Origin of the sequence: Proteus sp. STS61-E (genome assembly GCF_040932335.1) — a bacterium.
GTDB lineage: Bacteria > Pseudomonadota > Gammaproteobacteria > Enterobacterales > Enterobacteriaceae > Proteus > Proteus mirabilis_B.
In genome coordinates this window covers 272,967-287,944 of sequence record NZ_JBFQGE010000006.1, presented here as the reverse complement: position 1 = coordinate 287,944, position 14,978 = coordinate 272,967, and the positions used below count along the sequence as shown (strand labels likewise).

General features: G+C 38.4%; 11 protein-coding genes. 7 read left to right on the top strand and 4 right to left on the bottom strand.

What is annotated here, in order from left to right:
* Window positions 1–3: 3 nt before the first annotated feature.
* The 4 genes from AB4J89_RS15025 (at window position 4) to ydhT (ending at window position 3,246) form a co-directional block, all read left to right on the top strand.
* Window positions 4–723 carry a YdhW family putative oxidoreductase system protein gene (locus AB4J89_RS15025; protein ID WP_194951848.1) on the top strand — a complete coding sequence of 240 codons (720 nt, stop codon included), beginning with the start codon at window positions 4–6 and terminating at the stop codon, window positions 721–723.
* Window positions 724–789: 66 nt separating this feature from the next.
* A complete protein-coding gene (locus AB4J89_RS15020; RefSeq protein ID WP_088493715.1) occupies window positions 790–1,461 on the top strand; it encodes a 4Fe-4S dicluster domain-containing protein in 672 nt (223 codons plus the stop codon).
* Window positions 1,458–2,255, top strand: coding sequence for a thiosulfate reductase cytochrome B subunit (gene phsC, locus AB4J89_RS15015; protein WP_270754297.1), 798 nt, complete (start codon window positions 1,458–1,460; stop codon window positions 2,253–2,255). Before AB4J89_RS15020 ends, phsC begins: the two co-directional genes overlap by 4 nt.
* Before the next feature lie 25 nt (window positions 2,256–2,280).
* On the top strand, window positions 2,281–3,246 hold the full coding sequence (ydhT, locus tag AB4J89_RS15010; RefSeq protein WP_368469775.1) for a protein YdhT: 966 nt from the start codon (window positions 2,281–2,283) through the stop codon (window positions 3,244–3,246).
* 73 nt (window positions 3,247–3,319) lie between these two features.
* Here the strand turns inward: ydhT and brnQ are convergent, their stop codons facing one another.
* From brnQ to phoB, 3 genes are all read right to left on the bottom strand, one after another.
* On the bottom strand, window positions 3,320–4,663 hold the full coding sequence (brnQ, locus tag AB4J89_RS15005) for a branched-chain amino acid transport system II carrier protein (protein WP_088493718.1): 1,344 nt from the start codon (window positions 4,661–4,663) through the stop codon (window positions 3,320–3,322).
* Between the two features lie 478 nt (window positions 4,664–5,141).
* On the bottom strand, window positions 5,142–6,440 hold the full coding sequence (phoR, locus tag AB4J89_RS15000) for a phosphate regulon sensor histidine kinase PhoR (protein ID WP_368469772.1): 1,299 nt from the start codon (window positions 6,438–6,440) through the stop codon (window positions 5,142–5,144).
* A gap of 23 nt (window positions 6,441–6,463) precedes the next feature.
* On the bottom strand, window positions 6,464–7,153 hold the full coding sequence (gene phoB / locus AB4J89_RS14995; protein ID WP_023580900.1) for a phosphate regulon transcriptional regulator PhoB: 690 nt from the start codon (window positions 7,151–7,153) through the stop codon (window positions 6,464–6,466).
* 221 nt (window positions 7,154–7,374) lie between these two features.
* On the opposite strand from phoB, the gene sbcD reads away from it, so the two are divergent.
* From sbcD to AB4J89_RS14980, 3 genes are all read left to right on the top strand, one after another.
* Complete coding sequence (sbcD, locus tag AB4J89_RS14990) at window positions 7,375–8,604, top strand: exonuclease subunit SbcD (protein ID WP_368469769.1); 1,230 nt, start codon at window positions 7,375–7,377, stop codon at window positions 8,602–8,604.
* Window positions 8,604–12,332, top strand: a complete 3,729-nt coding sequence (locus AB4J89_RS14985) for an AAA family ATPase (protein ID WP_368469767.1) — start codon at window positions 8,604–8,606, stop codon at window positions 12,330–12,332. Before sbcD ends, AB4J89_RS14985 begins: the two co-directional genes overlap by 1 nt.
* A gap of 131 nt (window positions 12,333–12,463) precedes the next feature.
* The gene (locus AB4J89_RS14980; RefSeq protein WP_088493722.1) at window positions 12,464–13,063 is read left to right on the top strand and encodes a nitroreductase family protein; all 600 of its coding nucleotides are present in this window, start codon (window positions 12,464–12,466) and stop codon (window positions 13,061–13,063) included.
* 288 nt (window positions 13,064–13,351) lie between these two features.
* On the opposite strand, the gene AB4J89_RS14975 is transcribed toward AB4J89_RS14980, so the two are convergent.
* On the bottom strand, window positions 13,352–14,971 hold the full coding sequence (locus tag AB4J89_RS14975) for a bifunctional UDP-sugar hydrolase/5'-nucleotidase (protein ID WP_088493723.1): 1,620 nt from the start codon (window positions 14,969–14,971) through the stop codon (window positions 13,352–13,354).
* Window positions 14,972–14,978 lie beyond the last annotated feature (7 nt).

The window sequence follows — 14,978 nt, the reverse complement described above, 5'->3', positions numbered from 1 at the left end:
ATCATGATGATAGAACAAAATGCATCGGCTTCTATACCACAAGATATCGCTGATGATACAGATATTGCTTTAGAGCAACCTGATATCTCTCGTCGCCGTTGGTTACTGCCACTATCAGAAACAGGTGTTGGACGTAGTGCTAACACCTCAACAGATATCGCAGAAGAACCCGTTGCGGAAGAAGTAGCAGAATTATCTGCCGAACAACATCTAGCGAATGCGATACGTCAATGTTCAAAAGAAGGTGAACTATTAGCAATTTCAACGCTGTATGATGCGCCCTATTCTCTGACTGAAGAGGACATTGCGCAGTTAGAAACCGCGTTAAAGAGCGACGAGTTTATTGATATCGCCCATTTAAGTCTCAATGGCGAGGATTATTATTACTCTGATGAATTTATGTCAGATAACTTCGCACAACTGCAATTATTAAACCGCCATGCAGATATTTGTACAGCAATTGCGGGTGTAGTTCGTTTTGAATGCGAAACCTATCCTCGACCATTGAAACAAAGCATGTTGATGTCTGAACCCTTTAAGTACACGGCTTCAGAGATCGAAGATGCACTGACACTGATGAAAACTCACCCTGATTTTCAGGATATTCAGCAAGTTTTAGCATCAAACGATGCCCCTTATCTCTTTAGCAATACGTTAATGAGTTACGGCAAAGCACGAGGCTTAACTGAATGGATTGAGGTTGAACAACATGAAAACCCTTAATGTTCAGCCTTATCAACGAAATTCGATGTGGGTATTACAACATCATCAGACTGAGGAGCAAAAATAATGCGTGTTTCTCGCCGTAAATTTGTAGCAGGTATGGGATCGGTCATTTTTTTCAGTGCACCACTAGGAAGTGCGCTTGCAGCAACTGCAGAAAAAAAACCTATCCGCTATGCCATGATCCACGATGAGACGCTCTGTAATGGCTGTAATATCTGCGCCACTGCATGTCGTCGATTAAATAAAGTACCCAATGGTATGGCACGAATGGATATCGCTCATATTCCATTAAGCCTCAAAGAAGACAACGATAAATACCATTTCTTTAGACACTCTTGCCAGCAATGTGAAGATGCCCCTTGTATTCCGGTTTGCCCTACGGGTGCTTCTTGGCGTGATGAAACCAATGGCATTGTTCGTGTTAATAAAGATAAATGTATTGGTTGTAGCTATTGTATATCAGCGTGCCCATACCAAGTCCGCTATCTTAACCCTGTGACACATGTTGCTGATAAATGTGACTTTTGTCTTGAGTCTCGATTACAAAAAGGTTTCCCACCGATTTGTGTGAGTGCTTGTCCACAAAATGCCTTGTTATTTGGTAGAGAAGACAGTCCTCAAATTCAAGAATGGCTCAAAACACACGATTACTATATTTATCAACTTGATGGTGTAGGAAAACCGCATCTCTATCGCCGTGTAGGGCCTCATGTTCAAGAGGAGGGTAAAGTATGAGTATCGTCAATACAATGCCAGACAGTGCTCAGTTCCAAGTCGCACTAAAAGAGTATGTTTTAATCTATACACCTGACTATTTACCTCTTTGGCTAATTGTTGCGGGCGTATTATTTATTGGCATGCTACTTGTTCTCGCACTGCATGGTTTTTTACGTTATCGCTTTGCCACACCTCATGGTGAATCGCATAAAGAAGAGAAACTCTATCTTTACTCTAAAGCTGTTCGTTTGTGGCACTGGAGTAATGCCTCTTTATTTATTCTGTTACTTCTAAGTGGTGGCATTAACCATTTCGCCCTACTTTCAGCCCACGATACCGCGTTATTAGTCAGTGTGCATGAAATCTGTGGTTATCTGCTCTTGGTTTGCTGGTTGTCCTTTGTTCTTATTAACCTTGTTGGTGGTAATGGCAAGTTTTACCGTATTGATGGTAAAAACTGGTTTCAACGCGCCTTTATGCAAACCCGTTTTTATCTCTACGGTATTATCAAAGGAGAAGGTCATCCCTTCCCAGCGACACCTAATGTTAAGTTTAATCCACTGCAACAAATGGCTTATTTAGGTGTGATGTATGCGTTAGTTCCACTGCTTTTGATAACGGGTGTTTTACTTCAAAATCCAGCATTTATTCCTGCTGATGCCGTAATGTTTAAAGCTTGGTTATTAATCGCGCACCAAATATTAGCTGTATGTAGTGTCTTTTTTATCATTGGTCACCTTTATCTGTGTACAACAGGAAAAACACCATTCCAAACATTTCGCAGTATGGTTGATGGTTACCATAGACACTAATTAATACATGGATTAAGGAGCTTATATGTCAGTCCCTTCAAAGGAAGATATTAGATTAACAAAAGAAGACTTACGACAGCTGCATGTTTCAACTTCGCTTTATCGTTGGTTTTTACGTTATTTTCCTGATGGAGGCACTTACAGTGCTATTCATAGTGAGTTAATAAAACAGCGCCGTACACAGTGGATAGAAAGCTTTATTCAATATATTTATTTACGTCATTTTAGTGAAGCATCCTTTGCCAAACAGGAACAAGAAGTCATGGAAAACATCTTGTTCCTGCTCGGCAATGAGCAACAGCAAGGCGTGACATTACAACGTCTGCCCTATCACAACACTTTGCCAACTTCTGAAAATATTCAATTTTCTACCGAATGGCATCAATTGATCTTAAAAAGTCAGCAATTAAGCACTGATCTCGCTTTATGTGGCAATAATAACATCGTGGCTTTTTCTGGTGATGAAAACAGCATTTCCAACACGGGTTATAGCAACCAATTAATGAATACGGGTTTCGCAGGAAAAGTGTGTAATACAGGAAATCAGTGTCGTATCGGTAGCTTAGGTGGACGCTCTCGCATTTGTAATAGTGGCAATGATGTAAAAATTTATGCGTCAGGTAATGGTGTCCATATCGCCAATAGCGGTATACGTAATTTTATTACTGCCTCTCAAGATCGCGCAAAAGTCACCAACACGGGTGATTTAGCGCAAATCAATGTTACTGGAAATAACTCCGTAGCAATTAATACAGGCGATAACTGTAAAGTCACGGTATCTGGTGATAACAGTATTTGTATCTCAACAGGTAATATCCATCAGTTCTGCTTAGGAAAAAGCGGTAGTGCTGTGATTGCTTATCATGATGGCAATCGTACCCGTTTTAAGATCTTCTATGAAGGTGAAGAGGGTATCGTCGCCGGAGTTCATTACTATTTAGATGAAAATCAGCATCCTGTTGCACAGAAAACAGAACTCGACTTCTGTTAATTAATACCTCAAATAGATATCATTAAAAAAGGGAAACTTTCGTTTCCCTTTTTACTTTTGCAATCAATGTATTTTATTGCTTATTGATGGCTTCAGTATGGATCACTTTTTTACTCTGTGCGCCTGCGACTCTATCGTAAATACCACACACAACAATCGTCACGATTACTGGGATCAACCACGCCAAACCTTGCTCACTTAATGGCAGTTTTGTCGCCCATTCTGGTAATAAATGTTTCAAATAATCAGACGCTTTTATTGCATCAAAAATACCAAAAAATAAGCTAACAGCCATTGCTGGCGCGATAATACGGCTTGGATTATTCCACAGGCGTAATGTGAAACTCATTAAAATAATCACAATACAAGGTGGATAAATCATTATCAGTACAGGTATAGAAAACGCGATCAGTTTGCTCAATCCTAAGTTTGAAACAATGGCTGAAAATATCGCTAAAATCAACACTAATACACGATAAGAGATAGGTAAATAACGGCTAAAAAACTCTGCGCATGCACAGGTTAAACCAACAGCAGTCACCATACAGGCTAAGAAAATCAGTACGGCTAAAAAGAAGCTACCAAAATTACCAAAAGTGTACTGAACATAGGCATGTAAAATATCAGCACCGTCTTGAGCACCCGGAATGATACTGCCGCTGCTAGAGCCTAATTTAAATAAACTCAAATAAATTGCAGTTAACAATACACCCGCAATAATTCCCGCCCACATGGTATAACGTGTTAACAGTGACGAATTATCAATACCTCGAGAGCGAGCTGCATTAACAATAACAATACCAAAAACCATAGCGCCCAATGTATCCATGGTGAGGTAACCGTTAATAAATCCCTGAGTTAACGCCATATCACGATAAGCTTCAGTCGCAGGAATAGCGCCACCAGCTGGCCAAAAGACCGCAGCTACACCTAATATCGCTAATGCCAGAATTTTAATCGGCGCAAGAATATGACCAACACTGTCTAGCAATTTCCCCGGATAAAGCGAAATACCAATAACAATTAAGAAATAGACAATGCTGTAAATCAGCAATGACATCTCTGTATCACCCACTAAAGGAGCAATACCCACTTTAAAAGAAACCGTTGCAGTACGAGGGGTTGCAAAAAGAGGTCCAACAGCAAGATAGGCAACAATGGCTAATAACAATCCCATTGATTTACCAATAGGTGTACTTAATGCCTCAATACCACCACCGACTTTTGCCAGTGCAACAACCGTTAAAACAGGTAAACCCACGCCGGTGATCAAAAAGCCAATCGCGGCAGTCCAAACAAATTCGCCTGATTGTAACCCCACCATAGGAGGAAAAATAATGTTGCCAGCGCCAACAAATAGGGCGAATGTCATAAACCCTAATGCCAGGATATCTCTGGAAGTTAATCTATGTGCCATAAGTTTTGTTAATATGTAGTTACAATAATGGTTAAATCACGCCAAGGTAGCGCAACATAAAATCAACAATATCTATTTAAGCTCATGCCGTCATTATTCAGGATAATATCCATATATAATCATTTCATGCAGAGCAATTAGGTACTAAATAGAAAAAATTGCCGATAACTGCTCACAAGTAAAACTTTTATAATGAAAAAAGGCAATAGCCAATCCTAAAACCAGAATAATCATCTAAACTATTTTTCAGCTCTAGTTATAACTGTCATATATCATCGAATATACATGATATGATTTGTGCATTTTATCACCAATAATATTGAGCATTGGCATCATTTAAAGTTACCATTAATTAATAATATTAAAATTTAACGCTACGATATTAGTTTTTATTGATATTAAAAAGATCAAGAAAGGGACAAAAAAACCTTTATCACAGATTAAAGATAAGTGATAAAGGCTTTAAAAAAGACATACTCTAGTGTGTTTTTTTAGCGGTAAGCAATGTTTGAGGAAGGATAAAAGAGAACGTACTCCCAACACCTACTTTACTTTCAATATTCAATTGAGAGTGATGATGAAGCAGCGATTTTTTCACAATAGCCAAACCTAACCCAGTACCGCCAGAATGACGAGAGCGAGCTTTATCAACACGATAAAAGCGCTCTGTTAAACGAGTTAAGTGTTCAGCGCTGATCCCCGAACCATTATCTGAGACACTAAATAACATGCCTTGAGGGATTTTCTTCCAACTGACTTTAATTGTTGTGCCTTCTTCAGTGTGATTAATAGCGTTATACACTAAGTTAGAAACCGCACTACGCAATTGCTCTTCATTACCACGGACAGCCCACTGTTCATCAACATCAAAAATAATATGGTGTTGACCTTGGCTCAATGAGTCCGCTTCTTGTTGTAATAAAGCCAGAATGGCAGGAATATCAACAATCTTGTTTAAATCAATATGAGGAGCAGATTCGATACGAGAAAGTTGTAAGAGTTGTTGAACAAGCGTATCCATGCGCTTAGCTTGCTCTTGCATCGTCACTATCGCTTTATGCTCTGCGGGTTTAGTAACACTATTTTCTTCCATCATTTCAAGATAACCTTGAATAACAGTGAGAGGTGTTCTTAATTCATGGCTAACGTTAGCAAAAAAGTCACGTCGTGAGTTTTCTAGTTTATTTTTTTCTGTCACATCACGAGCTACCATTAAGCGTTGATCTTCGCTGTATGGCATCACTCGAAACTCAACAATAGAGCCATTATTAAGTGAAATAGTTAAAGGGCGACTAAAATCGCCCGCAGTAAAATAGTGTAAGAAATCAGGATAACGTAATAAGTTAAAAATATTCTGCCCGTTATCTTCGGGCCAGCGAAAACCTAATAAATGTTGAGCAAGGCTATTACACCAAAAAATATTCCCTTCATTTGTCATCATCACAACAGCATCGGGTAAGCTTTCAGCGCCACTTCTAAAACGTTTAATTAAGTCGCCTAATTCTCTGCGTCGTTTACGATTACGTTGTTGGGTCTGTCGAATACCATAAAAAATAGGCTCCCATCCCCCTCTTCCTTCCGGAGGTAGTACTGAGCGATCTAGCCATAACCATTTAGATAATTTCAGCAAGTTATAGGCATGCCACACAAGTGCGCTGAGTAGAGATACCACCAGCAACCAAGGAAGATGCCCGATAAAAAGCGATAATATAAAAGCAGGTAAGCAAAATAGACATAGCCCCCAAACGAGGGCTTTCCACGATAGTCGTTCTAACACCTGACGATTACTCCCATATTGACTTAGAAACGGGCAGAGAAACGATATCCCGTTCCACGTACTGTCTGTATCATTCTGTCATGACCATCTTCTTCGATGGCTTTACGTAAACGACGAATATGCACATCAACAGTACGGTCTTCGACATAAACATTCGTTCCCCAAACGTAGTTTAGCAATTGTTCTCTGCTATACACGCGTTCAGGATGTGTCATAAAAAAGTGCAGGAGTTTAAATTCGGTGGGTCCCATATCAATCGGTTTATCTTGACTCGTTACTCGATGAGAAACAGGATCAAGCCCTAATCCATTGAATTCAATAATATCTTCCGCAGACATTGGTGATAATCGTCGTAAAATTGCTTTCACACGAGCCACAAGCTCTTTAGGTGAGAAAGGCTTAATGACGTAATCATCAGCACCCGTTTCTAGCCCTTGGACTTTATCTTCTTCTTCCCCTTTTGCCGTTAGCATAATAATTGGAATATCACGGGTATTACTTTCCCGCTTCATCTGTTTTATTACCTGCAAGCCTGATCCACCGGGGATCATCCAATCTAATAAAACCAGATCAGGATAAGGATCAATAAGAAAGCTCAATGCAGAATCATAGTCTTCTGCTTCAATAGGTTGAAAACCATTTTGTTCCAAAACAAAACAGATCATCTCTCGAATTGCGGTTTCATCTTCAACAACAAGAATACGCCTTGCCATACTCTATCCTGTGTAATGTATATAGAGGGTCAAAATGATTATGATGCAGTTTTATGACAGATTTATGACTAACCTTAACATTACTGAAATAGATCCCTGTTGTTAAGGTAAATAAATCATTTTTTGGTGAAATATCACTCAAAAAGAAGGCTTGTTGTTGGGTTTTCACTAAAAAAGTAAGGTGCGCTATACTCTTCATCAGATAAAAAAGAGGAATAGCAATGCGGATTATTCACACATCAGACTGGCATTTAGGGCAATATTTTTTTACTAAAACCCGCGCACTAGAGCATCAACAATTTCTTGATTGGTTATTAGCACAAATTAGACATTATCAAGTTGATGCATTGATTGTTGCAGGAGATATTTTTGATACTGGCTCCCCACCCAGTTATGCCCGAGAGCTGTATAACCGCTTTGTTGTTGCTATCCGCGATACACAATGCCAGCTCGTCATTCTAGGTGGTAATCACGATTCAGTAGCGACACTAAATGAATCTAAATCATTATTGGCGTGTTTAAATACAACGGTTATTGCCAATGTTCATGCTGAAACACCACAAACTCCGCTCATTCTTCCTCAAAAAGATAAAGCTCCGGGCGCATTACTTTGTGCGATCCCTTATCTACGCCCTAGAGATATGATAAGTAGTAAAAGTGGGCAATCAGGTGCTGAAAAACAAAATATCCTAAAAGAAGCGATTGCTGATTATTATCAAGCTCAATATCAAGAGGCTCTTGATTTACGTAAGCAGCTGAACGTCAATATTCCTATTATCGCGACAGGTCACCTTACAACCATTGGCGCAAGTGTAACGGACTCTGTACGTGAAATTTATATCGGTACTTTAGAGGCTTTCTCTGCAACGCTATTTCCTGAATTTGACTATATTGCTCTTGGTCATATTCACCGCCCTCAAGTAGTGAATAAATCAGGTCATATTCGTTATAGTGGCTCTCCTATTCCTTTAAGTTTTGATGAAAGTGGACAACAAAAAAGCGTCTGCCTTATCGATTTTGAGCAAGACAAATTAACTAACCTCACACTATTACCTATTCCTGAATTTCAATTATTACGCACTATTAGTGGCTCATTAAAAGAGATAGCTATACAACTTGATGATTTAAAAAAACAATACGGTGAAACAGATACGACTATTTGGTTGGATATCGAAGTTTCAACACAAGATTATCTCAGTGATATACAAACCCGTGTTCAAGAGCTAACTAATGAACCACTTTTTGAGGTGATCTTATTAAGAAGAGCCAGAAAACAGCGCCAAGCATTCACACAAAATGAGAAAGAAACACTGACCGAATTAACTGTTTATGATGTTTTTGAAAGACGCTTAGAACAGCATGAGTTTGATTCAGAAGAAACTAAAACACGGTTAACAACATTATTTAAACAAGCAGTTGAAATGGCAGAACAAGAGGATAACGAAGCATAATGAAAATCTTAAGTCTGCGATTTAAAAACATTAACTCTTTAAAAGGTGAGTGGAAAATTAACTTCAACCAAGAACCTTTTATTAGCAACGGATTATTTGCTATCACGGGCCCTACGGGTGCAGGAAAAACCACACTATTAGACGCAATTAGTTTGGCGCTTTATCATCGAACTCCACGATTAGATAAAGTCACACAATCACAAAATGAATTAATGACGCGTCATACCGCAGAGTGCTTGACCGAAGTTGAATTTGAAGTCAAAGGTGTAGCTTATCGAGCATTTTGGGAACAACGTCGAGCTAATTATAAAGAAGATGGTAATCTTCAAGCACCACAGGCTGAACTCGTTAAAATAAATACAACGGGAGGTGAAGACAAAATATTAGCCAGCAAAATAAGCCAAGTAAAAGAGATGATCATTAATATTACGGGGCTTGATTTTGATCGTTTTACTAAGTCTATGTTGCTTTCTCAGGGGCAATTTGCCGCCTTTTTAAATGCAGATGATAAATCTCGCGCTGAATTACTCGAAGAACTGACTGGCACAGATATTTATCGCCATATTTCCCAATCTATCTTTAAACATTGGCGTGAAGAAGAACAAGCCTTAAAAACACTAAAGCAGCAAGCCGAAATGATGGCGTTATTAGATGAGAATGCTCGCCAAGCTTTATTAACTGAGCAAACTGATCTTTTTGGCAAAGAGAGCCTATTACAAAAAGAACAACAGGAATATCAAGCAGCAAAGCAGTGGCAAGAAAAAGATATTGAAATCAATAAAAACAAGCTATTAGCACAAAACGGAGTTAACTTAGCACAAGAAGCTTTAGTTGCTGCCAAGCCCGATATTCGACGTCTTGAAAATAGCGAACCCGCAGAAAAAATTCGTCCGATTTATGATGAAAAAAATCGTCTATTAAAAGAACAAACCTATATTGAGTCACAACTCTCAACACTGAAAACAGAAAAACAGCTTATTGAACAACAAAGCCAACCAATTAATCAGCATTTAATGGTGGCTCGTGACGCATTTAAACAACACGATGAGAAAAAACAGCAAATATTACAACTTATTCGTAAAGAAGTGACACCATTAGATAACCAGTTAGTCTTGTTACAACAAGATATTTCAGCAAAAACACAACAAAAGAATACGCTGGAAAAAACACAGTTAGAATATCTGGAAAAAATACGATTAACAGCAGCCCAATTAACTGACTCACAAAAGCAATTTAATGAATTAAGTGAATATTTAAATCAGCATACAGCTTATGCTCAACTTGCTGAGAATTTACCTTTATGGCAACGCTATTTTGAACAATATGATGAAATTACAGAAAAATATCTAATTAGCCAGAAAAGTGAAAAGGCAGAACAAGAAAAAGAGCAGTTACTTAAACTTGCCCTCGAAAAAACAACGCACACACTAGAGGCTCAACAACACAACCTTAATTTACAGCAACAACGATTAAGCGAATTACAAACGCAACTTGAGCAACAAAATAAAGTAGATTCAATTGCAGATATTCCTCATCGCTTGCAACAAATTTCTCAACAAAGAAATGCGCTCGCGAAATTGATGGGATTACAGGCTCAATTACAGCATGCTCTAAAAACTGAACATCAGTACCAAAAAAGCCATTCAGAAAACCTGCAAAAAATAGCCTCGCTGACTGAAAATATCAGCAAAAACGACATCGTTTTAAAAGAGAAAAAGCAACATCTTAAAGACTTAAATGACAATTATCTTTTAATAAGAAAATTAGCCGAATACGAAGAAGAAAGACAACGTTTGGTTAAAGATAATCCCTGTCCTGTTTGTGGCTCTACTGAACATCCTTATGTTGAAAAATATAAAGAAATTAAACCAGATGAAACAAAAACACGATTAGATATTTTAACGCAACAAGTTAATGCATTAACCATAGAGTTAGTGGAACAAAAAACACAGCGTGCTAATTATCAAGCTCAAAATGAAAAATTAAGTAGCGACCTTGAGCAACTAACACAAGATATTGCGTCATTAAAACAGCAATGGAAAGTTTTAGCTCACTCTCACGCATTACCAGATGTTGACTGCGAAGAAACTGTTTTAACTCAATTAGATGCAGCACTTGAAAAAGAAGATAATTTACTGACACAAAAACGAGTAAGTTACCAAGCATTAGATGCCAAAACTCAACAAGAATACAAACTGTTATCTGATAACAAAGAACAATTTTATCAGCAACAGCAAGCTATTCTTCATCAACAAAATGAATTAACTCAGCAACAAAAAGAAGTTTCCAATAAACAACAACAAACAGCGCAATATCTTCAACAACAAACCCAGTTGGCACAAGATATTCAATCACTTGTTAAACAGCAAGGTTATGAATTACAGATATTTGAAGATAAAATTCAATGGCTTAATGCCCGTAAAGAAGAGAGCCAACAATATCAATCAACATTAAAAATACATCACGAATTGCAACAAAAAATTCGTGAATTGTCATTAACTCAAGAAGAGAAAAAACGCTATTTATCTGGAACTCAAAAAGAACTTGATGTTGTTTTAGCCCATTTACAACAGCTGCATCAGCAACAAGAGCAGCTAAAAACACAACGCCAAACTTTATTCGGCACACAAACCACCGAAGATGCACGCAATGAGTTGGATAAACAAAGTCAGTTGTTACAAAAACAAATTGAGCAATATAGCGAAGAAAAAAACCGACTCGAAATCCGTTTAAATCAGCTTATTGGTCAATATCAGGAAAATGAAAAATCACTACAACGGCTTCATGTTCACTCACAAGATATCCTTGAACAATATCAAAATAGATTAAAAAACAGCCCATTTGCTGATGAAAATGCCTTTTTAGCTTCATTGCTATCAGTTGAAGAAAGAAATCGTTTACAAGAACAACAAAAACAACGACTTGATAAGCTATTACAGGAAAAAACGCGTTTGGATACACAAGAAAACGCATATCAACAACACTTATCACAACAGCCAATATTGGCAACACAACAAGATCTCGAACAAATTACCAATCAGTTATTGGTGTTAGAAACACAATTTACTCAATTACAAGAAACGAAATTTCGCATTCAAGAGCAACTGCGTACTGATGAGGAAAAGCGTAAAGAGCAACAGGATCTACTGACTCATATTGCCAAACAACAATCTCAGTTTGATGATTGGAGTTATTTAAACGAATTAGTGGGATCTGCATCAGGAGATAAGTTCAGCCGTTTCGCCCAAGGATTAACGCTTGATCATCTGATTTATTTAGCTAACCGCCGTTTAGAAAAGCTTCATGGGCGTTATTTTTTACAGCGTAAAACACCGGCAAGTCTTGAATTACAGATTGCAGATACATGGCAAGCAGATGCACTGCGAGATACTCGCACGCTTTCTGGTGGCGAAAGCTTCTTAGTCAGTTTATCACTCGCTTTAGCGCTTTCGGATTTAGTCAGTAACAAGACTCAAATCGAATCACTATTTCTAGATGAAGGCTTTGGGACATTAGATCCTGATACCTTAGATATTGCATTAGATGCGCTCGATAGCCTTAATGCATCCGGCAAAATTATTGGTGTGATTAGTCACGTAGAAGCCATGAAAGAGCGCATTCCTGTGCAAATTAAAGTGAAGAAAGCTGGAGGCTTAGGTATTAGCCAACTCGCTCCCGAGTTTAGATATGTAGATAAACAGAATCTAAATCAAACAGTTAAAAACTAGGTCGAATATTTTGACGTAGCTGATTAAATTTTTTATATATCAATAAATCACTGCTAAGCCCTATAGTATGTCCATAGATTAGCTCAAGCTAAGACACGCTTTAAGCGCTTAAATTTATCAAGGAGACAATCATGTCTAACGCATTTACTGATTTAATGAAAAAACGTAGAACAATTTATCATTTAGGTAATCAACTTCCAATTAGCGAAGACAGAGTCACTGCGATTATCAAAGAAGCGGTTAAAGAGAGCCCAACAGCATTTAACTCACAGACATCTCGTGTTGTTGTTTTGTTTGGTGAACAACATCAAAAACTGTGGAATATCGTTAAAAATACACTGAAAAAATTAGTACCCGCAGAAGCATTTAGTGCAACTGAAGCAAAAATTGATAGCTTCGCCGCAGGTGCGGGTTCAATTCTGTATTTTGAAGACACAGATATCGTAAAAGGTCTTCAAGAGCAATTCCCTCTGTATGCAGATAACTTCCCTGTATGGTCAGAACAAGCAAGTGGTATGGCGCAACTTTCTGTTTGGACTGCATTAGCAGCAGAGAACGTAGGTGCTTCATTACAACACTACAACCCAATTATTGATGATGAAGTTCATGCAACTTGGGATCTGCCAAAAACATGGAAATTAAGAGCTCAAATGGTCTTTGGTTCGATTGAACAAGAGGCTGGCGAGAAGAATTATATGGAAGATGATTCACGCTTTAAAATCTTCAAATAAGTGTTAGAACAGACATCTGACAAAAGACCCTAGCAATAATACCCTCTTTTTTTACTTTCATTCCTTGCCCACAGCCACTGTGGGCTTTTTTTTTATTACATATCTACAAAACAAGAATGGTGGCCTTATGCCACCATTCTAAAAATTCCATAAAAAAAAGAGCAAAGTGCGCAATGAATACAAAGGTAGGGATGGACCCTTTGTGTTCAACACTTTGCTCTCTTTATTTATTTACGCACCCTTTACCGAAGTAAAAGGTGCGATTTTCACAAGGCGTATGAAAATACGTTATTTACGTGTGATGTTATTTGCTTTTGGTTGAGCAATTGGAGACTGCTCAGCAAAGTATTTCACGACTGCATCAACATCTGGCACGCTGTAAACTGGATCTTTACCTTCTTTCAGTACAGAGAAGTTACTACCACCTGTTGCTAAGTATTCATTAGCAACAACACGGTAATTCGCTTTCATGTCTACTGGTTTGCCATCAATTTTCATTGATTCAACGATAACACGGTTACCATTAGAAGCTTTGCTATCCCATGTGTACTGGAAGTTACCTGAAACCGCTAACACTTGTGGACGTGAACGATCCCATTGTTGTTCTAACAGGCGTTTAATTTGTTCACCCGTTAACGTTTGAGTTAACAGTACGTTAGAGAATGGCTGTACAGTGTAGATTGCGTTATAAGAGACGTCGCCGCCTTTCATATCAGCACGGATACCACCGCCGTTCATTAAACCGATTTGTGCGCCACCCATTTCTTTAGGTTTTGCAGTATACAGATGTGCATCTGCGATCACTTGACCTAATCCAGACTCACCTGCATCGTTAGTTTGCTTAGTTAAATTACCTTCTAACTTACCGATAATACGGTTAGCTAATGGGGTAGCAATTTTTTCGTAAGCTTCTAACAGTTTGGTAACTGCTGGATCTTTTTCATATTTACGGTTATCAACCCAAATATTTTTTGCATTGATATCTACAACGTCTTTCGTTGTTTTATCTAATTTCAGGTCGATACGCGTTAACATTGCACCGTTAGATTGCGCAGATGTCACTGATTTACCGTTGATAGTACAGTTGTAAGCTTGGTGAGTATGACCAGTAACAACGAAGTCAATTGCTGGATCTAATTGCTCAACAACGCCCAGTACTTTACCTGTAATACCATTACATGCGTTGATATTAACTGGACCGCCATCACGACGCTGTGCAGCACCTTCGTGGATCAGAACACCAATTGCTTGAACGCCTTTCGCTTTTAATTGTGGCACTAATGCGTTGATCGTTTTTGCTTCATTGTGGAAGCTTAAACCTTCAGTTCCTTTAGGAGTTACGATAGCCGCTGTACCTTCTAAAGTTAAACCGATGAATGCAACAGGAATACCGTTGAATTCTTTAATAACGTATTCTGGGAATAAAGTTTTACCCGTTTCGTTAACAATAACGTTAGCCGCTAAGTATTGGAAATCAGCACCTTTAAACTCAGTTGGGCCTTGGCAACCTGTTACTGGGTGGCAACCACCGTTTTGTTTACGCAGTAACTCGCCCATGCCTTTATCAAATTCATGGTTACCCACTGAAGTTGCTTCTAAGCCTGCTACTGATAATGCTTCGATTGAAGGTTCATCATGGAACATTGAAGATAATAGTGGGCTTGCACCAACCATATCACCCGCCGCAACAACGATGTTGTTCGGGTTATCTTTCTTCATTTCTTTAATTAACGTAGCCATGTGCTCGATACCACCAGATTTACCTTCTGGTGCTTTCAGCGCGCCGTGGAAGTCGTTCATTGCGATAACACGCACATCAACAACATTAGCTTCGTCGTAGTTTTTTGCACAACCTGCTAATAAGACTGAGCTTACTGCAAGTGCAACAAGTTTGTATTTATGATTCATTTAAAAT

Coding starts and splice junctions, on each gene's coding strand:
- AB4J89_RS14980 (WP_088493722.1), top strand. CDS start 12,464: ATGTCTAACGCATTTACTGATTTAATGAAAAAACGTAGAACAATTTAT.
- phoB (WP_023580900.1), bottom strand. CDS start 7,153: ATGGCAAGGCGTATTCTTGTTGTTGAAGATGAAACCGCAATTCGAGAG.
- AB4J89_RS15025 (WP_194951848.1), top strand. CDS start 4: ATGATGATAGAACAAAATGCATCGGCTTCTATACCACAAGATATCGCT.
- AB4J89_RS15020 (WP_088493715.1), top strand. CDS start 790: ATGCGTGTTTCTCGCCGTAAATTTGTAGCAGGTATGGGATCGGTCATT.
- AB4J89_RS14985 (WP_368469767.1), top strand. CDS start 8,604: ATGAAAATCTTAAGTCTGCGATTTAAAAACATTAACTCTTTAAAAGGT.
- AB4J89_RS14975 (WP_088493723.1), bottom strand. CDS start 14,971: ATGAATCATAAATACAAACTTGTTGCACTTGCAGTAAGCTCAGTCTTA.
- ydhT (WP_368469775.1), top strand. CDS start 2,281: ATGTCAGTCCCTTCAAAGGAAGATATTAGATTAACAAAAGAAGACTTA.
- sbcD (WP_368469769.1), top strand. CDS start 7,375: ATGCGGATTATTCACACATCAGACTGGCATTTAGGGCAATATTTTTTT.
- brnQ (WP_088493718.1), bottom strand. CDS start 4,663: ATGGCACATAGATTAACTTCCAGAGATATCCTGGCATTAGGGTTTATG.
- phsC (WP_270754297.1), top strand. CDS start 1,458: ATGAGTATCGTCAATACAATGCCAGACAGTGCTCAGTTCCAAGTCGCA.